Source organism: Chryseobacterium sp. AG844, assembly GCF_003182335.1.
GTDB lineage: Bacteria > Bacteroidota > Bacteroidia > Flavobacteriales > Weeksellaceae > Chryseobacterium > Chryseobacterium cupriresistens.
In genome coordinates this window covers 26,278-51,031 of sequence record NZ_QGTV01000013.1, presented here as the reverse complement: position 1 = coordinate 51,031, position 24,754 = coordinate 26,278, and the positions used below count along the sequence as shown (strand labels likewise).

20 protein-coding genes are annotated in these 24,754 nt (G+C 33.4%); 19 read left to right on the top strand and 1 reads right to left on the bottom strand.

What is annotated here, in order from left to right:
* Window positions 1–182: 182 nt before the first annotated feature.
* Window positions 183–524 carry an alpha-ketoglutarate-dependent dioxygenase AlkB gene (locus DEU40_RS13735; protein WP_228406515.1) on the top strand — a complete coding sequence of 114 codons (342 nt, stop codon included), beginning with the start codon at window positions 183–185 and terminating at the stop codon, window positions 522–524.
* A gap of 214 nt (window positions 525–738) precedes the next feature.
* Here DEU40_RS13735 and DEU40_RS13730 read toward each other — a convergent pair whose 3' ends face one another.
* Window positions 739–879: a bacteriocin-like protein gene (locus tag DEU40_RS13730; protein ID WP_110010354.1), complete on the bottom strand. Its 141-nt coding sequence runs from the start codon at window positions 877–879 to the stop codon at window positions 739–741.
* A 142-nt stretch (window positions 880–1,021) separates the two neighbouring features.
* On the opposite strand from DEU40_RS13730, the gene DEU40_RS13725 reads away from it, so the two are divergent.
* The 18 genes from DEU40_RS13725 to DEU40_RS13640 all read left to right on the top strand — a co-directional run bounded on the left by DEU40_RS13725 (window position 1,022) and on the right by DEU40_RS13640 (window position 24,114).
* Window positions 1,022–1,147 (top strand): helix-turn-helix domain-containing protein, encoded by a 126-nt coding sequence (locus DEU40_RS13725; protein ID WP_228406521.1) that lies wholly within the window; start codon window positions 1,022–1,024, stop codon window positions 1,145–1,147.
* Window positions 1,148–1,346: 199 nt separating this feature from the next.
* On the top strand, window positions 1,347–1,592 hold the full coding sequence (locus DEU40_RS13720; RefSeq protein ID WP_110010353.1) for a hypothetical protein: 246 nt from the start codon (window positions 1,347–1,349) through the stop codon (window positions 1,590–1,592).
* Between the two features lie 186 nt (window positions 1,593–1,778).
* Window positions 1,779–2,603: a helix-turn-helix domain-containing protein gene (locus DEU40_RS13715; RefSeq protein ID WP_228406514.1), complete on the top strand. Its 825-nt coding sequence runs from the start codon at window positions 1,779–1,781 to the stop codon at window positions 2,601–2,603.
* 229 nt (window positions 2,604–2,832) lie between these two features.
* A complete protein-coding gene (locus DEU40_RS13710; RefSeq protein ID WP_110010351.1) occupies window positions 2,833–3,654 on the top strand; it encodes an alpha/beta fold hydrolase in 822 nt (273 codons plus the stop codon).
* A gap of 116 nt (window positions 3,655–3,770) precedes the next feature.
* Entirely contained in the window at window positions 3,771–4,679 is a 909-nt protein-coding gene (locus DEU40_RS13705) for an alpha/beta fold hydrolase (protein WP_110010350.1), read from the top strand.
* 63 nt (window positions 4,680–4,742) lie between these two features.
* On the top strand, window positions 4,743–5,186 hold the full coding sequence (locus DEU40_RS13700) for a Rid family detoxifying hydrolase (protein ID WP_171006352.1): 444 nt from the start codon (window positions 4,743–4,745) through the stop codon (window positions 5,184–5,186).
* A 721-nt stretch (window positions 5,187–5,907) separates the two neighbouring features.
* The gene (locus DEU40_RS13695) at window positions 5,908–7,458 is read left to right on the top strand and encodes a T9SS type A sorting domain-containing protein (protein WP_110010349.1); all 1,551 of its coding nucleotides are present in this window, start codon (window positions 5,908–5,910) and stop codon (window positions 7,456–7,458) included.
* Between the two features lie 10 nt (window positions 7,459–7,468).
* The gene (locus DEU40_RS13690; RefSeq protein WP_146207860.1) at window positions 7,469–10,972 is read left to right on the top strand and encodes a hypothetical protein; all 3,504 of its coding nucleotides are present in this window, start codon (window positions 7,469–7,471) and stop codon (window positions 10,970–10,972) included.
* A gap of 8 nt (window positions 10,973–10,980) precedes the next feature.
* Entirely contained in the window at window positions 10,981–14,520 is a 3,540-nt protein-coding gene (locus tag DEU40_RS13685) for a DUF6443 domain-containing protein (protein WP_110010347.1), read from the top strand.
* Window positions 14,520–15,107, top strand: a complete 588-nt coding sequence (locus tag DEU40_RS13680) for a hypothetical protein (RefSeq protein WP_110010346.1) — start codon at window positions 14,520–14,522, stop codon at window positions 15,105–15,107. Before DEU40_RS13685 ends, DEU40_RS13680 begins: the two co-directional genes overlap by 1 nt.
* Before the next feature lie 582 nt (window positions 15,108–15,689).
* Window positions 15,690–16,925 carry a helix-turn-helix domain-containing protein gene (locus DEU40_RS13675; RefSeq protein ID WP_137905841.1) on the top strand — a complete coding sequence of 412 codons (1,236 nt, stop codon included), beginning with the start codon at window positions 15,690–15,692 and terminating at the stop codon, window positions 16,923–16,925.
* A gap of 44 nt (window positions 16,926–16,969) precedes the next feature.
* Window positions 16,970–17,821 (top strand): RteC domain-containing protein, encoded by an 852-nt coding sequence (locus tag DEU40_RS13670; protein ID WP_110010344.1) that lies wholly within the window; start codon window positions 16,970–16,972, stop codon window positions 17,819–17,821.
* Between the two features lie 106 nt (window positions 17,822–17,927).
* On the top strand, window positions 17,928–18,224 hold the full coding sequence (locus DEU40_RS13665; RefSeq protein ID WP_110010343.1) for a helix-turn-helix domain-containing protein: 297 nt from the start codon (window positions 17,928–17,930) through the stop codon (window positions 18,222–18,224).
* Window positions 18,225–18,466: 242 nt separating this feature from the next.
* Window positions 18,467–18,646 (top strand): hypothetical protein, encoded by a 180-nt coding sequence (locus DEU40_RS13660; RefSeq protein ID WP_137905843.1) that lies wholly within the window; start codon window positions 18,467–18,469, stop codon window positions 18,644–18,646.
* 493 nt (window positions 18,647–19,139) lie between these two features.
* Entirely contained in the window at window positions 19,140–20,498 is a 1,359-nt protein-coding gene (locus DEU40_RS13655; protein WP_181397969.1) for a tetratricopeptide repeat protein, read from the top strand.
* Between the two features lie 399 nt (window positions 20,499–20,897).
* Complete coding sequence (locus tag DEU40_RS13650) at window positions 20,898–22,379, top strand: tetratricopeptide repeat protein (protein WP_110010340.1); 1,482 nt, start codon at window positions 20,898–20,900, stop codon at window positions 22,377–22,379.
* 78 nt (window positions 22,380–22,457) lie between these two features.
* Window positions 22,458–23,105: a hypothetical protein gene (locus tag DEU40_RS13645; protein ID WP_110010339.1), complete on the top strand. Its 648-nt coding sequence runs from the start codon at window positions 22,458–22,460 to the stop codon at window positions 23,103–23,105.
* 373 nt (window positions 23,106–23,478) lie between these two features.
* Window positions 23,479–24,114, top strand: a complete 636-nt coding sequence (locus DEU40_RS13640) for a hypothetical protein (protein WP_110010338.1) — start codon at window positions 23,479–23,481, stop codon at window positions 24,112–24,114.
* Window positions 24,115–24,754 lie beyond the last annotated feature (640 nt).

The following is a 24,754-nucleotide window of genomic DNA, read 5'->3' as shown; positions in this document are numbered from 1 at the left end:
TTTTCTTTAAATCTGTAAATATTCACATGCTTTTTTGAATAAATAATGTTATTATTTAACCTTATTTCCATAATAGATTTTCGATAATTTTTTTAATACCGTGGCACTGATCAGCATTAGTAAAAAAACATAGCCAAATTTTTGATTTAGATTTAAGATAAAGGGAACAGCGTACACAGAAAATGTATGATAAAATGGTATTGACTCCACGGCTGACAGCATGGTATGGGGATTCAAAAGATTATGGTACTCAAGAAAAAGAAAGGGCAAGGAATCCATGGACTCCTGAACTGTTCTTGCTCAAGGAAAGGATAGAAAAAGAGTTTAACTGTAAGTTTAATGGAGTTTTATTAAATCTCTACAGAGACCATAACGATTCTGTGGCTTGGCATAGAGATAAAGAAAGCCGGTATGGTAAACGGCCTGTGATTGCTTCTATCAGCCTTGGGCAAACCAGAAACTTTGATTTCAGGAAAAAAGACCATCATGCCAGTAAGTACAGTTTACCGCTTCCGTATGGTTAATTGCTCATTATGAAAGGCGATTTGCAGCAAAACTGGGAGCATCGGATAGCTAAATCTATAATACCCATGAAAGAGCGGATTAATCTTACGTTCAGGTTAGTTCTTGATTCTTAGGTGTATATAGATGTTTTTAAGGTAATAACCTGTTTTTCATGGTTTACTGTTGTTGAAAGTATTTTGGAAATACGTATCTGAAAAACAGGTTATTCTTTTTTTATGGCTCAAGCCCAGGACCGCCACATGAATTATACGGAACGCATGTTAATTTATCATTTATAAAACATAGCCTGGTACAATCTGCTCCGCCAACAATTGTTTTTAATTCTGCTTTATTAAGCTTTTTTAAATTTTTCATATTAATATATTTTATGTTCACAACAAATCTCAAGAATAATTATTATATAATAGTTTAAATTAACGAATTTTAACGTTCAAACCTTGTTTGTTACTTTGCATTCCAAAATTGATATTCTAAACAAAATCCTTACTCTTATCCTATTCCACTTACCAGACAGCAAATTGCCAATTTGACAGGTTTGCGGGTCGAAACAGTAATATGGACGATTAAAAAAATGGCACAAGAAAAGATTCTGAAGCTTGATGGCCGAACGATTTTCTATTAATGTATTTTTATAGTAACCCTGGTTAGGTAAATCCAAAGTATCTACCAGATCTTCAACGATCTCTGATCATAATCATCATAATCCTGTGCATAGGTTTTTAAATGATTACAATCATTCGTTCTACCATATAATAAAAAGAATCAGAAAATAGTGTTAAATTTGATTTGAACAGATCTTTACTATTTGAAAAACTATAATTATGAATGAAGAACTAAAATTTAATCCAGTGGATAAATTTCCTGCCAAGGTAGAAGGAGAGCAATTTTCAAGAACTGTTTTATTGTACGATAAAGATTTAGATAATTTTGATCTGGGCTATTATGACTTTGAGCTTCAGAAATGGCAAGGCATGGGAGGTTTTCAAATTGATGTAATTTGCTGGTCCTACATTCCTGTACCTAATGAATTACAAGTTTCCGGATTTGATTCTGTTACTATTGATTAATTACGGAACTCATTAATTAAAGCCAGATAACCAGATTACTTTAGATACATGAAAGTAATTGGAACTAAAGTATAATGAACTCTTGGATAATAAAGAAATACTGTTGACATTACTGTTATATTATTACTTATTTTTACAGTAGACTTCTAATTAAGTTTATGTACATAGCAATTTTAAATCATTATAATGATAAAGGAATTTTCATTTAAAAAATTTGGCAATTTAGAATTTAGCAAATCCTCCGTTCAAAACGATACCCTCAACAAAATAAACGAACATATCAAAGTACTGTTTATTCCAGAAAAAGCTATTATCCAAGTGGATTTTCAGGAGATTGAAATGAAAACAGATACCTTATTATTTATTAATCCCCATGTCATCTTAAAGCCCTGTGAAACTATTGGAGGGCAATTGATGCATTTTAACAGGGACTTTTACTGTGTGGAAATTCATGATCATGAAGTTGCCTGTGATGGTATTCTGTATAACAATGTGTTTGAAATTCCATTCATCAATTTAAATGAAGAACAGTCTGCTGATATCCAAAAGATCATCAGTGATATTCAGTCCGAATTGAAAAATGAAGATTCCGGTACAGAAGAAATGCTGAGGACATTGTTAAAACTGATCATTCTTAAATCTACCCGCATCTGGAAGCAGCAGCATCAGCTGGCAGACAATATACAGCAGGCCGATGTCCAATTTCTGCGGAAATTCAGCAAATTGGTAGAACAGCATTTCAAGACTCTCCATACTGTAGCTGATTATGCTGATTTGCTTTGTATTACTCCAAAAAATCTAAGTAAAAAAATAAGTCTGGTTAGTAAAGACACACCAAATGAAATTATAAAAAACCGTATTATACTTGAAAGTAAGCGTCTTTTAGTACATACTGCAATGAGTGTCAAAGAGATTGCCCACACATTGAATTACGAAGACGACGCCTATTTTGTCCGCTTTTTCACCAAACACACGGGAATATCCCCAACCAGTTTTAGAAAGCAGTTTTAACCAGGTATTTCTCCAATATCCAGTACAAGCACAGCCCTGATCGGTTGTGCTTTTTTCATATTTACACCTTACTTATCCCAAAAAACAGATTGTTCAAAATACTACTGGTTCCTGTTGGGGCAAAAAGTGCAATTCAAAGCGAAAACCATCCATTGATACGACTTCGGAATTACCCCAACTTTGCAATAACAAAAAGGAACAATAACAACAACAATTAAATAGTAAAGACATGAACAAGTTTACAGTAAAAGACGGAACAGAAATTTATTTCAAAGATTTAGGTGAAGGGCAACCGATATTTTTTCACCATGGATGGCCATTGTCATCCGACGACTGGGATGCACAGATGATGTTCTTTCTGGAAAAAGGATATAGAGTTATTTCCCATGACAGAAGAGGGCACGGAAGATCGACTCAAACCTATAAGGGTAATGACATGGACACGTATGCAGCGGATGTTGCAGAATTGGTAGAGTACCTGGATTTAAAAGATGTGATCCATGTAGGTCATTCAACAGGTGGTGGAGAAGCAATAAGATATGCTGCCCAATATGGAAAAAACCGCGTATCTAAAGTGGTTTTAATAAGTGCAATTACACCTTATATGATTGCTGATGTCAATAATCCTGAAGGGGTGCCACTTGCTGTATTTGACGATATCCGCCATAATACACTTCATAACAGACAGCAATTCTATCAGGATCTTACAGTGCCTTTCTACGGTTACAACAGAGAAGATGCGGTTATTAAAAAAGGTATACAGGACAACTGGTGGAGACAGGGAATGATGGGTGGTATCAAGGCACAATATGATTGTATCAAAGTCTTTTCTGAGACCGATTTTACAAAGGACCTAAAAAGTCTGGAAATACCTGTTTTAGTACTCCATGGTGATGATGATCAGATTGTGCCTTATCAGACTACGGCAGTAAAGGCTGCACAACTTCTTAAAAATAGCCAACTGATCATTTATCCGGGCTATTCTCACGGCATGCCTACCATCAATGCTGATGTAATCAATAAGGATATCCTATCATTTATAAAAGAATAGAAATCAAGAGAGGCAAAAAGTACAATTCAAAGCGAAAGCCGTCCATTGGAAGGCCTGAGGAATAAGAGCAACTTTGTATTGTCAAAATAACAACAATAATAAATATTTAAAGAAACATGAAAAATTTAATTTTAGCAGTCGTATTATTTACAACATTAATTTCAAACACAGTTTTATCACAAACAAAAAGAACACCAGCATCCTTTGGAAGAGAAGAATATATTGAAGTAGAGAAAAATGTGAAACTTCATGTAACGGACCTTGGTGAGGGAGAGCCAATTGTTTTAATTCACGGATGGCCATTGAGTGATGCCATGTATGAATATCAGTATGCCGATTTTATCCAAAAAGGATATCGTGTGATTGGTATCACTTTAAGAGGGTTCGGACTGTCTGACAAACCGGGAGGCAAATATAATTATGATGTATTTGCAGATGATATCAAGGTTGTTTTGGACAAATTGGATGTTAAAAATGCTACAATCGGCGGATTTTCAATGGGTGGTGCTACAGTGATCCACTATGTAGCCAAATACAATGCTGCCCACGTTTCAAAAATGGCTTTATTTGGGGCAGCAGCACCGATCTGGACAAAAAGGGCAGACTTTAATTATGGCCTGTGGACTAAAGAAGATGTTAATGGACTGATTAATCTTAACAATACCAACCGTCCGGAACTATTCGCCACATTCGGTAAGATATTTCCAGCTAATGAGACCAGCGTTTCCCAAGGTCATGGTGCTTGGTTGGGAGGCATTCAGGCTCAGGCATCACCTTATGCAATGGCTGAGGGATTAAAAACTCTGAGGGATAGCGATTTGCGTAATGATTTGAAGAAAATAACAATTCCTACTTTGATCTTACACGGTAAGTTGGATAAAATCTGTTCTTATGATCTTGCGGAACAAATGAATATTTTGCTTAAAAACTCAACGTTAGTTCCTTTTGAAAAAAGCGGTCATGCCTTGTTCATTGAAGAGTTGGATAAATTTAATACCGAATTATTAAAATTTATCAAAAAATAGGATAAGTACAGGATGAGGTTAGTCTAAAAAGCTAACCTCTTTTTTAATATCAAATGAACCAAAATGCACAGATTTATATTGCTTTTCTTAGCCCTGACATTGTTGTCATGCAGTACAAAAAAACAGATTGTAGCAGTAAAACATACGGATTTACCAAAAGCCATAGGTCCCTACAGCCATTCAACCGGCTATGAAGATTTAGTGTTTGTATCGGGCCAGATAGGAATAGATCCAAAAACAAACCGCTTAAAAGAAGGTTTTGAAGAACAAATAGTACAGATTTTTGAAAACTTAAAAACTATTCTCAGGGACAATCATTCCGATTTTGATCATATCACAAAGACAACCGTTTTTATTACAGATATCAAACAATTTGATGTTTTTAATAAAATATATGGTTCTTATTTTCGTGATCGTTTTCCTGCAAGAAGTACAATTGAAGTTTCCTCTTTGCCCCGAAATGCGAGTATTGAGATTGAATGTATAGCCGTTAAGAAAGGTTATTAGCACAAATTTCCATTACATAAAATAGTTTAGAGGATAGCATCTATTGTTTTTTATTCTTAAAACATAAAAAATTAATATCTTGAAGAGAGTAAACACGCACTTATTTCAAGGGCAAGTTAAGCCTCACCAGTTAACAATGAGTACAGAACATTACCCTCTTAATGCTGTTATCTGACAGTATTAAGAGGTAGTTTGGATTTAAATTTTTTCCTGCTGTTTCGTAGGGTATACTTTGGTGGATCTCCGGGAGTATTATTGTATCTGTTAACTACATCTTAGATTTTGCTTGCTCCAATAAACTTAATAAGTTCTGGAGGTCAGTCTCACTCAAAGTTCCCATCCTTTTACTGTTATATTTTTCAATTTTTAAGAAGCTTGTCCATCTTGATTTTTTAACTTCGAAGTAATTTCCCAGGCTGAATCCGCCTCTCGATGAATAGGTAACTTTCGTATACGTTGTTGGTGTTGTTTTAAATCATTGTCAAGTAAGTTTTTAATGGAAATAATAAGCCCATCAACTTCGTCTTTATCAATTGAATTGATATAAGTGTCTGGTTACTGTTAGGAAAACAGGAGATACCATTTGGGCGAAACTTTAAAAAGCTTAATTTTGCAAGCATTAAAAACTTAGCCATGAACAATAATTCCACTATACAGTTTGTGTATTTCTATTATACACGATTATAATTCACAATTCATTAACGTTAATTACAATATAAGCATGAAAAAACTCTACACGGGTGCATTATTCTTATGTACTATGGGGATATTTGCCCAGGAAGTACTCTGGCAGAAAGATATAAAGTCCAGTTCGCAGGATTTTTTAAGCCAGGTTATTACTACAATTGATGTGCAATACCTTATCACGGGAAGCAGTATCCAAACGGATAAACTCCAACAAAACAGCAAACAAAACAATGGTTATGACTTTCATCTGATAAAATTGAATCAGCAGGGAGAACAGGTTTTCGAGAAATATTTATCAGGAAACAATCACGACTATTTATCTTCCACTATCACTACCCAGGATGGTGGTTTTCTGATTTCTGGGACGTCATATTCAGAAAAAGGACTTGATAAAAAAGAAGACTCTAAGGGAGGTTCAGACATTTGGCTCATTCGGATCAATGAATTTGGAGACGAATTATGGCAGAAAACATTAGGTACCTCTTCGAATGAGGAAGCGAGAGCAGTTATCCAGACTATAGATCAGGGATTCTTTGTTGCGGGGAATGTGCAAAATTCCTCTAAAGGTTATGGTTCTAAGGACGTCTGGATTATAAGACTCGACAAAGATGGAAAAATATTATCTGAACAAACATTGGGAGGACGCGGATTTGATGAAGTTGAAAAGATGATCCCAACGAAAGACGGCGGAGCATTGCTGGGAATTTATTCCAGAAGTGGAACTGTAACTGGAGATAGGGCGGGCAAGCAGACAGAAAACTTTGGTGAAGGCGATTATTGGATTGTCAAGCTTGATAAAAATGGTAAGGTTGAATGGGAAAAGAATTTTGGAGGGAAAGATGATGACCATATCAGAACACTCGCATTAACTTCAAATGGTTTTATTGTTGGTGGAGAATCCAGATCAGAGAGATCCGGTAATAAAACCGCCGGATTAGAGGAAGGAACAGACCTTTGGCTGATTTCTTTAAATGAAAGAGGAGATGAGCAATGGCAGAAATCTTACAATTTGAAGAATCGTGATATCCTTATGGCAATGAGTGTGATTCATTCAGCAGATGACAAATCTTCCAAAGGAATTTTATTGGGAGGTTATACCCAGGCAGAAGGGAGAGTGGAAACCGATGACGAAACGTTCTGGATGCTCTATCTTGACCAAGACGGAAATGAGCAGTGGAGAAAACACGTCAAAGGAGAATCCAGAAAAAAGGAAGAAAGGCTTTCTGATTTAAAGCTGAACAGAGACGGTTCTATTATTCTGGCTGGAACCAGTGCAGAGGAGCTAGGTAAAGAAAATTGGAAGATTGTGAAACTGGGAGATAAACAGGTTGATCAATTAATCGAGAAATACGATATCAAGATCTATCCAAATCCTGTTTCTGATTATGCTTATGTAGAAATTGGATTTGATTTTAAGGACGCAGAGATTCTTTTGTATGACATGAGCGGAAGACAGCTTCAGAGTATTAAAACCAAGAACAGAGTGACTAAGATGAATACCCAGGCATTGGTGCAGGGAGCTTATCTGGTGACGATAAAAACGGATACCAATAAAACGGCGAATGCTAAATTGATTAAAAAATAAAATATAAATAATGAAAAAGGTATTTGTCATAATATTGTGGCTTTTAAATTTAGCTGACTTAAATGCACAAAATCAAAATAATGTTAACCTTCCCACTTCACCTGAAGTTGCAATGTTCAAAAGGTATGGAGATATTCCAGTCGGTACATATACGGGAGTAGCACAAACGAATGTTCCTATCTATACAATTCGTGAAGGAGGATTTGAACTGCCTATTAATTTGAACTATAATGCTTCGGGTATTAAGCTGGATGATCAGGCTACATGGGTGGGATTAGGCTGGAATTTGATGCCTGAGGGCGTAATATATCAAGATGTCAAAGGAAAGGCGGATCAGAATGATGTAAGTTATGCTACTCCAAACGAATATATTCCATTTTATAACAGACTCGAATTATATCCGGGAGGAACTGGAAGATTTAAAGTGGTAAAACAAAAAGGATTTGTTGATTATGATTGGTGTACTATCGGTAACCAGCAAAACCCCGGATGTTTCCCTCCATCATCTCCAAGCGGATCTGATGGAAGCACAGTTGTAAATGATATAGTGTATAGAAAAAATGCTGAGGTTGACATTTTCAGATTTAATTTCTTTGGGCATACCGGAAGCTTTTTCATTAATCTACAAACCCGCGAGATTATTCAGTTGGAGAAAAGTGAAAATATAAAATTTGAAGTCTTTAATGATCAGATCATAGCTACTGATGATAATGGGATAAAATATTATTTTGGGTACAAAGAAATATTTTCCAGCTACAATGGAACATCTTTATCAGAAGAATTTTCCAGTAGAAGCTATAAAATTAGTACAATAGTATTTCCAAATACGAAGCAGATCTCTTTTGAGTATCAGGATGCAAATTATAATTTTTATTCTTTTTCCCAACAGAGAAATATCAGAACTTCTGCTTATAGCTTAGGGCCCACTGATATGTGTTATGGAAAAATAAATTATCAGTTTGAGCCAGCACAAGCCACATTAAATAATAGTAATGTGAAAATTTTGCAAAAAATTAAAACCGATGATCTGGAAATCATTTTTAATCTTGGTGACAGACAGGATATTAATCTCTACAGTTGGAACAACCTTAAAAGACTTGAATCTATTGACTTTATAAATAGAAGAAATAACAAAAAATTTAAATCTTTAGATTTTATTTACACCTATTTCCCTTATCAGGAGGATTTTCCATCTGCTATTACTGAATTGCAGAACTTTACTCAGATGAAAGATGCATTTGGTAAAAGATTAAAGTTGGATAAAGTTTCTTTTTTTACTTATGATAATATGGGTAACAAGATCAATAACAATGAAGAATTTAAATTTGACTATGACCTTTCCGTTACCTTACCTTCAAAAGTTTCTTTTGCTAAAGACTTCTGGGGATATTATAACGGACACTATAATAATAATTTATTACCTGATTTAAGCTTTTACCTCACTCCTGCTATGGGTGTACCTGTATCTTACGAAGGAAATAATAGATATTCTAATAAAGACTTTGTAAGTTCTTATATGCTTAAAAGAATTGAATATCCTACTAAAGGATATACTGATTATGAATACGAGCTTAATTCCTTTAAGAATCAGTTTATTCCCAGCCATGACCAGATATTCAACCTATCCGAAACAATTCATCTAAATAATAATGGTATCGGAGGATATAGCCCTTTAAACAATATATATGATTTTCCATATGACAAAGGAGTTTCTTTGAACTTTCATGCTGAATTTTCAGGAGGATTTGATGGTGGTCCTACTGGACCACAGTCTAAAAGATATAACTATTATCAGATGACTAATGCTAATGCCAGTATTAAACTGTTAAAAATTAAAAAGAATGCAGGTGGCGGGGAAACTGTATTGGAAGTTATTAAAGAATGGAAGTTTGGGGAACTTACTAATAATGCTGATTTCAGTCAGAATTATAATTTTCAGATGGATGGGGTATTCAACTTTATCAATTATAATGATCCTACAATTCAAAATAGAGTGGTTTTAAATATTGATAACAATATGTATCAAGCTGCAGATATTTACCATTCCGCGGGAATAAGGGTCTCTTTTACCATCGTTAAAAAACCAGATATAGACAGTAATTTTACTTCTTATGGTCACGGACCGAGAATAAAATCCTTAAAAAATTATTCCAGTCAAGGAACTTTAGCAGAATGGAAACAATATGAATATGAAAGTGGTGTTCTTCAAAATACAATAAGTCCTTTAAGGCAAAAAGATTATTATTGTTTTAGCTGCGGACAGGCAACTAACTGTTCTGACTCCTATTCTTATAATAGTTTTTGGTCAATTACGGATCAGATATCTTCTGGTGAGTATGATGCTGTGGGATATGCTAAAGTTACGGAAAGTACAGTGAATGTTAATAATCCTTTACAAATAAAAGGAAAAACAGAATATCATTATTGGAATACAGAAAATACTGTAGCAGATTATTTTCCTGTAATTAAAAATCAGCATAATGGACTTTTACAACAAAAAGTGACCAGAAATGAAGATAATAATGTTATTGAATCTGTGACATATAAATATAAAAATTTATTACCATTTAATCAATTTTATAGTGTTAGGGCTGAAAAGAAGTTTTTATTGAGTGGAAAAGATCCTATGATAGCCTCAACGGGAGAGTATGATGGTATTGCTAAATATCATTTTTATACTACTCCTATGATGGCAGAATCTCATAAAATTGATTCTATAATGACCCAACGATATTTTGGCAATAAAATTATCGAAAGCAAAGAACATTTCACTTATAATACCCTTGGATCAGTTGAGAAACATGAAGCAATAAATCCTGACCAGACTATAATTACAAGTTATAAATATTCTGAAGGAGGTAATAATCCTTATTTATTTAGTAAAGGAATTACTGGAATTCCACTGGAAACTGAAGTAAAAAAGAATAGTAATATTATTTCCAAAATAAAAACTCAATATCCATTATCCCAAGCTGATGCAGACTTAAAAACGTCAAGCCTTCCAATACCTTATGAAGTGCTTAACAAAAATTTGTACTCTGACGATATGGAAAAAATGGTTGTCTATAATCAATACGATTCCAAAGGAAATTTACAACAATATACTGCAAAAAATGGTGTTTCAACAGTGATCGTTTGGGGTTACAACCAAACCCAGCCCATTGCCAAAATAGAAGGAGCCAAATTAGCTGATATTCAGCAGTCCTTAATTGATTCTATTGTGACAGCTTCCAATACAGATGCATCAGCAGCTCCCAACAATGATGAAACTGCCTTCTTATCAGCATTGAATACCTTCAGAGCTAATACTGGATTGTCCGGTTATCAGATTACCACCTACACCTATGATCCATTAGTTGGAGTAAGAAGTATCACGCCACCATCAGGAATTAGTGAGTTTTATATCTATGATCCATCAAACCGATTAAAAGAAATCCGTCAGCAGGAAAAAGACAGCAGTGGAAATATGATTTATAAGACGCTGAAAGAATTCAAATACAATTATAAAAATTAAACACCATCATGAAAAAACTTATAATTCCTGTAGGGATTCTTATAATTGGAACTACCCAGGCACAGCTTACCAATACCGAAAATTATGTTTATTCAAAAACGTATTTATCAGATCCTACGCTCCCCAATGTTAAAAGTTCAGAAACCGTTCAGTATTTTGACGGGTTGGGAAGACCCAAACAAATTGTTAATGTAAAAGCCTCTCCATTAGGAAAAGATGTAGTTATACCCATTAAATATGATCGGTTTGGAAGGCAGGTTGAGGACTACCTTCCTATTCCACAGGGAGGAACTCTCAATGGTGGTATTATTACCGATCCATTAGCCAATGTGAGCAGTACCCCTTATGGTTCAGAGAAAATCTATTCAGAGAAGATTATTGAAAACTCGCCCTTAGACCGTGTTTTAGCACAAAAACAAGTGGGAACTGCCTGGGATAGCAGACCTGTACAATTTGGATATGATGCCAATGCTGATGGCGAGGTTAAAAGATATACTGCCACTTTTGATTATAACAATTTTACTTCTCAACTAATTTTATCAGGTTCCTACGGAACAGGGCAGCTGTATAAAAATACGGTAACCGATGAAGACGGAAACACAACTATAGAATTTAAAAACGGACAGGGGCAGGTTATATTGGTCAGAAAAGTAATCAGTGCTACAGAAAGCGCCAATACCTATTATGTTTTCAATGATTATAACCAATTGGCGTTTGTGATCCCTCCCAAAGCCTCTGTAGAAGCAGATCCTAATACCGTACTGAATGATTTATGCTATCAGTATAAATATGATGGAAGAAACCGTCTTGTAGAAAAGAAGCTTCCTGGTAAGGGCTGGGAATATTTGATCTATAACAATGCCGATCAGCTGGTAATGAGTCAGGATGCTCTATTAAGAACAAAAGGACAATGGTTTGTTACCAAATATGATCAGTTTGGAAGAGTAGTGATTACAGCTATTACCAATAATAATAGTACGAGACAGTCTTTGCAAACTACTATTACAGGAGCTGCTTATACGTTTGAGATAAGAAGCGCTGGTTCTTTTACAGTAAGCGGAATGCCTATTTATTATACCAATAGGGCTCTCCCGGGAAGTCTGGCACAGGTCTTAAGTGTTAATTATTATGATACTTATCCTGCAGGCTCCTCTGCGATCACCAATGTGTTTGCCCAGCCTCTTCTTACCGATAATCCAGCTAATGAACAAACGACCAAAGGACTTCTTACTGCTTCCTATATCAAAAATATAGAAGATGATAAATGGACCAGAAATTTTATATGGTATGATACCAAAGGAAGGAACATTGGTTCAAGAAGTAACAATCATTTAGGAGGATATACCGTGGTCAACAATAAACTTGATTTTGCAGGTGTTATCCTTCAGACCAATAATTATCATAAAAGACTTGCTGCAGATCCTGAAAAGGCTATCGTAGAAAAATTCACCTATGATCCTCAGAACAGGCTTCTGACCCACACCCATCAGGTGGGCAGCAACCCTGTTGAATACCTCGCTCAGAATAAGTACAATGAAATCTCCCAGCTGGAATCTAAGAAAGTAGGAGGAACGGTTGCTGCATCCCCATTACAGACCATAGATTACCAATACAATATCCGGGGCTGGATGACAAAGATCAACGATCCTGCCAACTTAGGGAGCGATCTTTTTGGTTATAAGATCAATTATAATCAGATAGAAGGATTGGAAATGCCTAACTCGGATTTTTCTGATTTAAAGGTAAAACCAAAATATAACGGAAATATCGCTGAAGTATCATGGAAAACCTTAACAGAAGATAATGAGCCGTTGAAAAGATATGGGTATGTTTATGATAGTTTAAACAGGTTGTCTGCGGGGTTCTATCAGAAAACAGGAGCAGAAGTTGCTAAAGAATATTTTGAAAAGCCGGAATATGATCTTAACGGGAATATTACACGGCTTAAAAGATCCGAAGGTATTCTTCCGGGAAGTACTGTGGCAGTGAGTATCGATAATCTTAAATATGATTACTCCGGAAACAGGCTGATAAAAGTAATCGATGAACAGCAGAATCCTTCAGGTTACCCTTATCTTGCTGTTCCTAATTCTATTGAATATGATAATGGAAATCTCTATGGGAATGGAAACATGACTAAACATTTGGATAAAGGGATTTCCTCTATTGAATATAATTATTTAAATTTACCAGATAAGATTACCCAAAACTCAAAATTGACAAGCTATCTTTACAGAGCAGATGGGGTAAAAGTAAAGAAGCTTTTTGGAGATCTGGAGACCCATTATCTGGATGGCTTCCAGTATAAATCTACATTTTTAAGAGAATCATGGGATGGTGAAGGAACTTTCATTCCTGATCCCAATGAGATTCCAGAATTGAAATTGAGGATAATTCCTACTTCTGAAGGATATTATGATGCGCTTCTCAACAAGTATGTCTATAATTTTACAGATCATCTGGGAAATGTAAGATTAAGTTATACCGATACAAATGGAGATGGTACTATCCAGCCAAGGAGATATAATACATCAACATGTTCCCCAATATTTGGTTGCCTGGGAGAATGGAAGCCGGGAGAAATTGTAGAAGTAAATGATTTTTATCCTTTTGGATTACTGCATAATTATACAGCTACAACGCAGAATGCTTATCAGTATAAATACAACGGCAAGGAGCTTCAAGAAACTGGAATGTATGATTATGGAGCTAGATTCTATATGCCTGATTTGGGTAGATGGGGAGTAGTCGATCCATTGGCTACTGAAATGAGGAGTTATAGTCCTTATAACTATACTTTTAATAATCCAATAAGATTTATTGATCCTGATGGGAGAGCTCCTGTCGGAGGTCCGGGAGATGGAACTGATGGAAAAACTTATAATATAGAGGAAATTGTAATAACGGTTAGACGGAAAACAAATAATTTTCTAATAAGAACTTGGAATGCAATCCAAAATGCTCTTGCTCATCAATATAGTTCTAAGACCAATGCCGATAAATATGGAGGATTAAACTCTTATCGCCAATGGCAGGCTAGCCCATTTTATAATGAAGGAGAAACAAAAACAGATAGGATTTTTCGATTAATTGGGAATAGTAAAAGAGAAGAAATGCTAGATTTCGGTGGTGGTGGATACAATATGTGGGGGGGCTATGGGCGAGCAACAAAAGCAGTTAATGCAATTGAAGAAGCAAGCAATTTAATACCTGCAAAAAGTACAGCGCCACAAGTTGGTGAAAGCTTAGGATTAACAGTAAAAGAAGGTAATATTTCGATAGGAGGTAATGCGAATGGACGTTTTGATTTTGTTGTTACTAAATCAGGAGATTTAAAAGTTGGATCTGGTCATTATTATTTGTCAGGGGAAGCTAGTAATGTACAAGCCGCGGGGCAGATAAGATTGCACAATGGTCAAATAGTAGAAATAAATAATGTTTCTGGACATTACGCTCCTTCTGCTCGGGAAGCACAAAGTTTCCCCTCAATAATATCTAAAGCAGGAGTAAACACAAGTAACGCTAAGTTAACAATATTTAAAGAATAATGAGTAAAATTAATATCACATTGCCTATAAAAGAATTATCAGATTCTTTGTTTAATGATAGAAAAACAGAACAGTTAAAATATTACCCAATAGACAGATTTTATATAGTTGATAATAATTATTTAGGAAGAATATTATCAGCGAATCATTTAGAATTTCTTTTTTACAATTTAGAAAAAATGAACCCGACCTATAGTGTTCAGTTATTTGTATGTTTACCAGAGCTATGGGAAAAGCTAACTTTTAATGATGTAATCACTTTGATTGAAAATTTTACCAGTCCTTTTTCTTTGTATTCTTTGGTAGAGTTTACATATAAATATTTAGAGATCGATATAATGGATGATATATTTTATAATGAAAAAGTAGATCTTAAATTTAAAAAAGACTGTCTTAGCTATTTTATGAAGACCATTGCAAACCTATATATGAATGAATTTGACTATATGGAATTAGAAGATAACTTATATGGAGTAAATATTGAACAAATAAAAAAGATACGGCAGAAATTTAAGAATGACAGTAATTTCAAAAATGTTATGCCCAAAGAAGACGTTTATAACAAATTATCAGCAATTCAAATATGATAAGCATTAATCTATTAATCTTAATGGAAGTATTTAATACACTATCCCCAATGAATTGCATTTTTACTTTGTAGAGCAAGTATATAAGATGATTATAAATAGTAAATGATTTTACATTGATATATTTTAATAATCAGGAACGGGTTCTCAAAGTGGTATCATTGTTTATTTATTATTTAATAAGTTAACAATGACTAGTCCTGAAAAAGATGGACTAGTTTAATATTTCAAATATACTTAAATCAGAGTAGGAATTTTCCTATTCTGATTTTGTTTTTTGTATGTTTTTAATTTCACTTTGTAGTGTCACTCAGTGCCAAATATTGATAATCAGCGGCCATTGAAGTAAAAAACTTTTTTCTCTTTGTATCTTAAATCTTTACTCAATATTTAAGTCATGGATAACAATATAAACGAAGAACTGAAAACAGCAGAAAAAACTAGCGATACCTTAAGGGCAGTATATATTATTTCACGTTACGTAAATATCAGAAAGCCTTAGATGAATATCTAAAGGCCTGGAAATATCTAAAAAATTCTGATAATTCTTATCTCTACTACAAAAATCTCTATCATATAGGAGTGGTTAAAAGCTACCTGGGATATTATGAGGAAGCTCTTAGTATCTTTTTACAATGCAGCAAATACTATAATAAACCCCATACTTCGGAAACACTTCCCAACCTTCGATATAACAGAAAGAAAGGCTATCTGAACAGCCTTAACCAAATGGGTATCTGTCTTGTCCTGCTTGGCAGGTATCAGGAAGCCTCAGTGCTTATAGAACAGGGTCTGGAGCAATCATCAAATGATAAAGATTTTGATCTGGAAAGGAGTTACTTTTATAAACTTAAAGCAGTGCTGGGCTATCTTAATAATAAGGATAAAGAGGCACTGTCGGATTTTGATACTGCTATAGGAGCTATTGAAAAGATAAATGACTTTACGAATGTCTCATTGATTTACTTTTTGAAAGGTAAAATTCTGCTAAGAAATAAAAAAGACGATGAAGGTATAGGTTTTCTTAAAAAAGTGGATTCTGTATTTCAGCAAAATAATTTTGTTTTACCAGCGACCAGAGAAACATATGAGCTGCTTATTGATTATTATAGAAATAAGAAAGATCATAAACAAGAACTTTACTATACTAGACAATTATTGAAATTCGATAAAATATTATCTGCAGATTTTAAGTATCTCTCAACCAGGATTCATAAAGAATATGATACACAAGATCTGATGGAGTCAAAGAAAAAATTGGAAAATACCTCGTACTACGTTTATACCATAGCACTGCTTTCGTTCATCAGTGTTTTAGTGTTTTCTGTAGCAGGTTATTACAGAACAAGGAAAAAAAATAAAAAGGAAAAGGAGTATGTTCAACCAGATCAGGATGATCCTAAGCAGAGCAGTAGTGTCAAGACTTCCAGGCTGCCTGAACATTTGGTGGAAGACATTCTAAGTAAGCTGCGGCAAATGGAAGAGAAAAATTTTTATCTTGAAAAGGGACTGACACAAAACCAGCTGGCCAAGAAACTGAAGACCAATACAGCATATTTATCTGCCATTATCAATGAGCATAAAGGCTGCAATTTTAATGCTTACATTAACCGGTTAAGAATTATATATGCAAAAGAAAGGCTTATTCACGATTCTCTATGGCGAAAATATGCGGTTGATGACCTCTCTAAAGAATGCGGTTTTTCCAACAGATCAAACTTTTCTAAATTGTTTCATGAAATGACTTCAATGAGTCCTGCTGAGTTTATCCAGAATATTGAGAATGAAAAAAATAATGATGGTACTGTTCTGGATTGATGAAAAGATGATTTGATTAATTTTTGTACTTTTTAAATAAAAATATGGAAATACAGCTGTTTTTTAAAAAGTGCAAAGAATTACAAACAGAACTGGACAAAAAATTAGAGATGATTGATTCTGCTCATTGTGAAGATAGGATAGGAGCCTGCGAAAAATCTTTAATGGAAATTGACACAGCCATAAGACTCATCAAATCAATGGTAGCCAAACTTGAATTTTCATCCGTAGCGGATGAAATTTATTTTTTTAAAGAACTCAAGCCGCTTTTTATTTCGCGTTTTATTTATTATTCGAATTTATTAGCTATTGAGGCAGCTAAACCGAATGCAGGACAAGTAAGTCTTAAAGAATATTATAATTGTGAATTGCAATTGATTAAAGATTTTTATCAGCAGCATATTGACTTTTATGAATATTACAGAAGGAAAGCAACATTTCTGGACCAGAAATATTTTGTCAGGAATCAATTTGATCTCAAAACAAAGCTTCAATCTGGGCTGTATAATTATGATGAAAAGTTTGCCACGTCGCATGATCACCTGATTGCTCAGATTATAGCCAATGATCTTTTAGAGAAATATCTTTTAAAATCGATCAGCCAGACAGAAGGATACATTTTTGAGAAAGTCACTGACAGGTCGCCCCTGAACTGGTCCGCTTCAAAGTCAGGATTGGTTGAACTTCTCTACGCACTTCATCAAACCTGCTGTTTCAATGGCGGAAATATTGAATTCAGTGAGGTAATACGCTTTACCGAAAAATCTCTGAATGTTAATTTAGGGAACTTTTATAAGACACTCCATGAAATTAAAAGCAGGAAAATTAACAGAACTAAGTTTCTTCGGCTTTTAAACGATAATCTTAATCAGTTTTTTACAGATTGTGATCAATGAATTGAGCTTATGTTTTTTTGCGAACAATCTTTCGGTAGTTATGAGAGCCTACCAAAAGAATTTTCAATAAAATGTAAACTTTGCTTTGCTCTTAAAAGCAAATATCATGAACATTGACAGAACAGAATTTATGGTATGGATGGAGCGTATTATGACCCGATTTGATATTCTTGGCGAAAAATTAAGTCGAAAGCAAAATGATTTGAATAGTATTGACGGAGAGCAGTTACTGGACAACCAGGATGTTTTGCAATTACTTAAGATCAGTTCAAGGACACTGCAGAGGTATCGTTCTGATAAAAAACTGCCTTATTACACAATTAGTGGAAAGTTATATTACAAGTTATCAGATGTTCATCAGTTAATAAGGGAGAGTTTTAGCAAGTTTTCCCGAAATCTTTAAGCAGACGCGCTGGTGAAATCTTCGATAATAAAAATGAATTGGTCGGAGGGGATTCATCAGTAATTATTCCGTATATAGTAACGATATAAACTTAAGCAGGTTCACAGGAACAGTTATCGAGCCATTGGTTTGGAGATCTTAAACTTCTAAATATGTACAAATTATATTTTATACTAATAAGATTTTTATTTATAAGTGCTCGTGATTCCTTTTTTATTATATTTATATCAATTAATAAAACCATGGAATCTGCTAAAAAAGTAATACCAAATGAAAGCCCTTTTTCATTAGAACTTGATGTTAATATATTAACTAATGACGAGAATTCAGGTGATGAAAACAACAAAATTATGGGCTTTTTATTCGTTGATAATAATCTTTTTAGAAAAGAATTTTTGATATTTACATATACATTCATATAATGTAGGCGGTGTTGACATCATTCTTTTGAAATTTTTAGAAAATTGTTATCTATTGAAACTGTAAAGGTAATTTATTGAAGATAGAGACGGAATATTTAATTTGAAAAAACTGTAGAAAACTAGCTTTATCACAAGCTTAGGTAACATGAAATTTTTTTATAATTAATTCTATACCATTTAATGATGAAAACTTTTTGTGTAAATCCCTATTAAAGTATATGTTAATAAGTGTTGTCTTATTTTTATTTCCTTTTTTACGACTTTTATTATGCTTTGAATAAAAGAGGTTAGTGAAAAATTACATCCGAAATAATATCTTTGTAATAACAGGAAATGTGACTATTTATACCTTATTTCCATATGTTTTGGCAAGTAGATTATTCTCGTAGAAGGGGGAAGTTTTAATGATGATATATTTAAGAGTACAATTATGATTTTAAACTACAATAGGGGATATATAATTGCCCTTTTACTTTTAATTTTCACAATAAAATTGAGTGCACAGAGGTATTCAGAACTAGATATAGACAGTTTGCAAACGAAAGAGATCAAAAGGCTGATGGAAAATGGTGATTATAACGGAGTAATTGTTCTGGAAAAGAAATTGCTGAAGCGGTCTCAGGAACTACATTACACTAAAGGTGAGATCCGCGGATATATCAATTTAGCCAATTATTTATGTGGTCTAAACAGGAATAAAGAAAGTTTTTACTTTCTTTCGGTTTCAGAGAAAATGTTAAAAGAATTTAATGATCCGATTCTGATAACAAGGCTGAATATAATTTATGGTAAGAACTATCACGGTTTGGGCTTATATAAGGAATCACTTTTAAGTTTTAATAAGGCTATTCGTCTTGCCTATAGAATTTCTGATAAAGAAGAAAGAAACAGGAGACTCAATTATATTTATAATCAGAAAATGATTGCTTTTACGGAAAAAGGTATCATGGATTCTGTGTATGCCATGGAACGCAAGTTACCCGTGAATTCTGCATTATACGTCTCTCTGGCCGAAAGAAATCTCAAAGGCAAAAAGCTAGATTCAGCAGAGTACTATCTTAATAAAGCTGATTCTTTTTTCAATCAGGTACCTGCCGAAAGCAAATCTAGGATATTGTTGTCTTATGGAGAGCTTTGCTTTGCGAAGAAAGAATATGAGAAAGCTTTGAAATACTACTTCCAGTCTTTAGAACTAGTTAGGAAGATTGGATTGAAAAAGTCTGAGAGAGCCACTTATCAACACATTTATGAAACCTATAAGAAACAGAATAATATTGAAGGAGCAAATAAATATTTGGAAAAATATACTGCATTAAATGATAGTCTTAATAGTGTGGAGAGAAATATCTTAGAAATTCCGATAAGGAAAATTATCAATGAAAATATTGAAAGTGAAAAACAAAAAAAATATACTTTTTACTATATATTCGTTGGTCTCGTTTTACTTAGCTTCATATTATTTGCATTTCTTCGTAAAAGGAGCAAAAATAGAGAGAAGCAAAAGGATTTCCTGATTAAGGAGAAAGAAAGGGAAACGGAAATTCTTAAGAAGAAATTGTCTTCATCCATTGATGAACTGGTACAGCTGGCTATCCATAATGATCCTGCATTCCTGGGGAAATTTGAAGAGGCTTACCCTCAATTCTTTAACAGTTTATTACTGCAGTGTCCTAACATTACTCCTAAAGAATTCAAACTTTGTGCATTAGTAAGGCTTAACTTTTCTAATAAAGAAATAGCCCAGTACAACCATATATCTATCCGTACTGTTGAATCACAGAAATACAGACTTAGAAAAAAACTTGGGTTTGCGGCTGATATTGATTTTAATAAATGGATCTTAATGCTGTAACAAAGAGCGTTATTGAGATTCTTGCGTTACTGCATTTATACTGCAATTAAGTATAATGTGTTATATATCAGTGTTTTATGTTTTTGAGTGTGAATGCAGTAAGTCCTTTTTTATAGGATTGTTGTAAATTTGCCGCACATAGTATTCCTGTTAGGAATTATTATTAAAAGATGACAGCGGTGTGTGATTTTTTTCAAATTAAAGCAATTTCAATTTGATTTAATTCAAATTGAAACTAATTGGATACCCTAACAGGCTCAATGATGATGTGTTTTTTGTTTTCACGTTGGCGCTCAAATAGGAATTGGTTCGTAAGAATAAATACCACAGCAAAGTTTCATTGGTTGCGTTAAGATAATTATTATTTTGCTAAAGAATACAACAGAGAAAAATTCATCTATGATTAAAAAAAATTTATTGACACTCTTCTTCTTTCCTCTTTTTTTTGCTGCCCAGCTTCCCACTCAAAAAGAAGTAGACAGCCTTATACTGGCTGCCTATAATGAACAATTCAATCTTGATATTGTAAAACTTATATCAAACTCAAAAACAGCACTTTCTAAAAGTGAGCAAATTGGATATTCAAAAGGAAAGGCTGTTTCCTGTGTATTTATTGCGAGTGGATTGTATGAATTAGGGGATTATCAAAAAGCCCTCAGATATCTTTCTATTGCAGAAAAGGAAAAATTTGCACAATCTGATTTTGTAGAGCTTTCGGAAATATGCAGGATCAAAGGTAGGATATATAATAATATGCAGTTTAAGAATAGAGCAATTCAAATATTCAAAGAAGGAATTGGCTACATTGATAAAATAAAACATGAGGATAAACGAAATCAGGCATTGTCTCTGGCTTTTCAAAATTTAGCTGACTCTTATGAGGAAGCTGAAAAGTTCGATTCAATGTATGTGTATTTAAAAAAGCAAGAAAATGTTCTAAATAATTCCAATGAAGAAAGTGTTTTTGCGAATGCAATTAATTTTTATTCTTCACTAGGAAATTATTATACCCATAAAAGCAAGTATGACTCTGCAGCATATTCTTTTGCTAAAGCGGACCATCTGATGAGGAAATACAGTTTTCCTTATACAGCAGCCAACGAAAAGGGAAGGGGACTTATGGAGATGAGCAGGAATAATCCGGAAGCTGCATTAAGACATTATTTTTTAGCCTTAGACAATGTAAAGAGAAATAAATTTAAGCCTGAGGAAGTTGAACTTTATTCTCTGATAGCATCTGCCTATTCAAAGAGCGGGAATATTTCAGCATCAAAAGAATATAATCAGAAGGCCTTGTTGTTAGAAAATAGGTTAAACTTACAAAATAAGCGATCAATAGAATACATCTCCAATGAAATTCTCAAAGATAAGATTAAGAAAGTTTCGGAGAAGAATTATACAGTTGTAATTGTGGTTTCTATATTTTTCTTTGTTATATTATTGGGGATAGTTGTGGTTTATCTTCGTATGTACAGAAGAAGTAAAAAGTTGATTTTAGAAAAAGCTCAGGCGCTGATGCAAAAGGAAAATGCTTTGCTGATGAAAGAAAAAGAAAAAGAAATTCTTCAGCAAAAACTAGACGGAGCATTTTTTGAAGTTGTTCAGCTGGCTAAAGAAAATTCGCCGGAGTTTTTTACCCGTTTTAATGAAGTATATCCCGAGTTCAGAAATAAATTATTGGAAATTTCTCCTCGCTCAAAAACAAGTGAGCTTACTTTTTGTGCTTATTTATTTCTTAATTTTTCTACTAAGGATATTGCAGAATTTACTTTTACATCTCCTCGAACTGTCCAGACCCGTAAATATAATATTCGTAAAAAATTTAATATTCCTACTGATGAAGATCTGTATATATGGATTCAAAATATTATTACGAATTAAAATTTACGTACTTAATACGTATCATGTTTGAGGTCATCTCTTGGTTTTTTTTTGTTACTTTATGTTAAAATTAAAATCATGAAAAAAATTATGTTACTTTTAAGTGTTATTTTTGGTGGGATGATGTATTCACAGGTAGGAATTAATACCGCTACTCCTACCAGAACACTTGATGTGAATGGAAATGTAAGGTTTCGTTCAGTAGATGTTGTTACCAATTCTGATAATTCAGGAATCTTACTTACTGATACTGCTGGTAATGTTTCCCAGATTAGTTCTAGTGATTTTTTCAGCACATTGAAAATTCCAAGTAATGCATTTAATGCTGAACAAAATACAAATATTTCCACTAATCTTTCAGGTAATAGTACGTATCACAATGTTGTATTTGGAACGGTTAATCTTAATGTGGCGGGAAATGGAATCTGGAATGCAGCAAATAATACTTATACTGTTGCCAAAGCAGGCGTTTATTCTATTTCAACAGGAGTACAACTGTCGAATACTCTTAATTCTGCTGTTACTTATGGATTTTATGTTCACGCTGGCTCACAAAGATGGGGGTTTAGTGGGATGAGTCAGGCAGGAAATATTATGGTTTTTTCTGGAACTTATGTGAAATTGCTTTCTCCTGGTGATGTTATATACTGTGAAACAATAACTACTGGTCCTTCAAGTTATCGGCAAGATGTATCTTTTTTACATATCATGTTTACTCCATTATAATTCTTAGATTAAAGAATATGTTCTGAATGTTCAGTAAAATTGTTTCTAAAATCATCATGATAATAGAAATTTAAATAGTTGCTAATAGGAGAAAATCAGTAGAATTACTGGTTTTCTTTTTTTATTTGTTGATTGATAATTTTCTTAAAATAATAGGATGTCTTGTATAAAATTTACAATGTATCCATAATACATTTCTGTTTTCTAAAAAAATTGACATAGTTGGTAAATTTTCAAAAAAATAACACACTTCATTTACATTGCAATCTTAATAGTATTATTGTATTGAATCCTACTTACTTTATACGTATGCTGTTTTTGTGTAATCCCCCAATTTAGCTGTTTCTTTGTGCCAGATTTAAAAACAAAAAAAATGAAAAAACTTGTATTACTTTTAAATGTGTTTCTTTGTTCATTGATTTATTCACAAGTAGGAATAAATACCACAACTCCCACTCAGACCCTTGATGTGAATGGAAACGGGAGGTTCAGATTGATACCGGATGTTCAGAAAGATGCCTTATTTTACAGGCTTGGTGTTAATGTTGCTGGTGATCTTACAAAAGAAACATCAATATCTTCTTATAATACTTATTTGGGATTCAGTCCTATGGCTCCTACCCATACCCAAACGATACCCTTAACTTTAGAAAACGGATATCTTACTAAAATTACAGGAACTTCTATAGGTGCTGTGGCCGGAGTTATGGTGGATTTTACAATTTATTTTATAGGAACCTCATATTTAGGAGCTTCGTTACAGGCAAGAGCAACAACAAATAATAATACGTATGCGGCAGTTACATTATCAAGCAGTCAATCTGTTTTCGGAACACCTCTTGAAAAACTCGCCAATGCAGTAATTAATCCTAGTTATCCAAATGCGGGGCATACATTGAGCTATTCTGCTGGGCAGATTACTGTCAGTTTTTTAGATTTTCCGATCTACTACCCTAATGCAGGTCTATTTGTTATTTACACGATTGATAAGATAAAACAGACAAATTAAGATAAAAGTACAGATTGTAGTTGTATACATTATAAAACTTCCAATTATATTATAATAAATATTACAAAGTCCTAAAAAAAATAATTAATTTTTCAAAAAATATTATAATAAATAGAATGATTTGCTTTTTTTGTATAGAGCTAGAATAAAGATTCATATGGAGTATTGAATTAATCCACTATATTTTTTGGAGCCATTGCATGGAATAAATTGCTTTCAAAGATTTTTTTCTATACTATAATGCATATCACATCAATCCAGAAAATTCGGAAAGTTGTATAAAAATATTTCTAAAATCATCATGATGATAGAAATTTAAATAGTTGCTAATAGGAGAAAATCAGTAGAATTACTGGTTTTCTTTTTTTATTTGTTGATTGATAATTTTCTTAAAATAATAGGATGTCTTGTATAAAATTTAAAATGTATCCATAATACATTTCTGTTTTTCTAAAAATATTGACATAGTTGGTAAATTTTCAAAAAAATAACACAATCTTAATAGTATCATTGTATTGAAGTATACGTACTTTATACGCATGCTGTTTTTGTGTAATCCCCCAATTTAGCTGTTTCTTTGTGCCAGATTTAAAAACAAAAAAAATGAAAAAACTTGTATTACTTTTAAATGTGTTTCTGG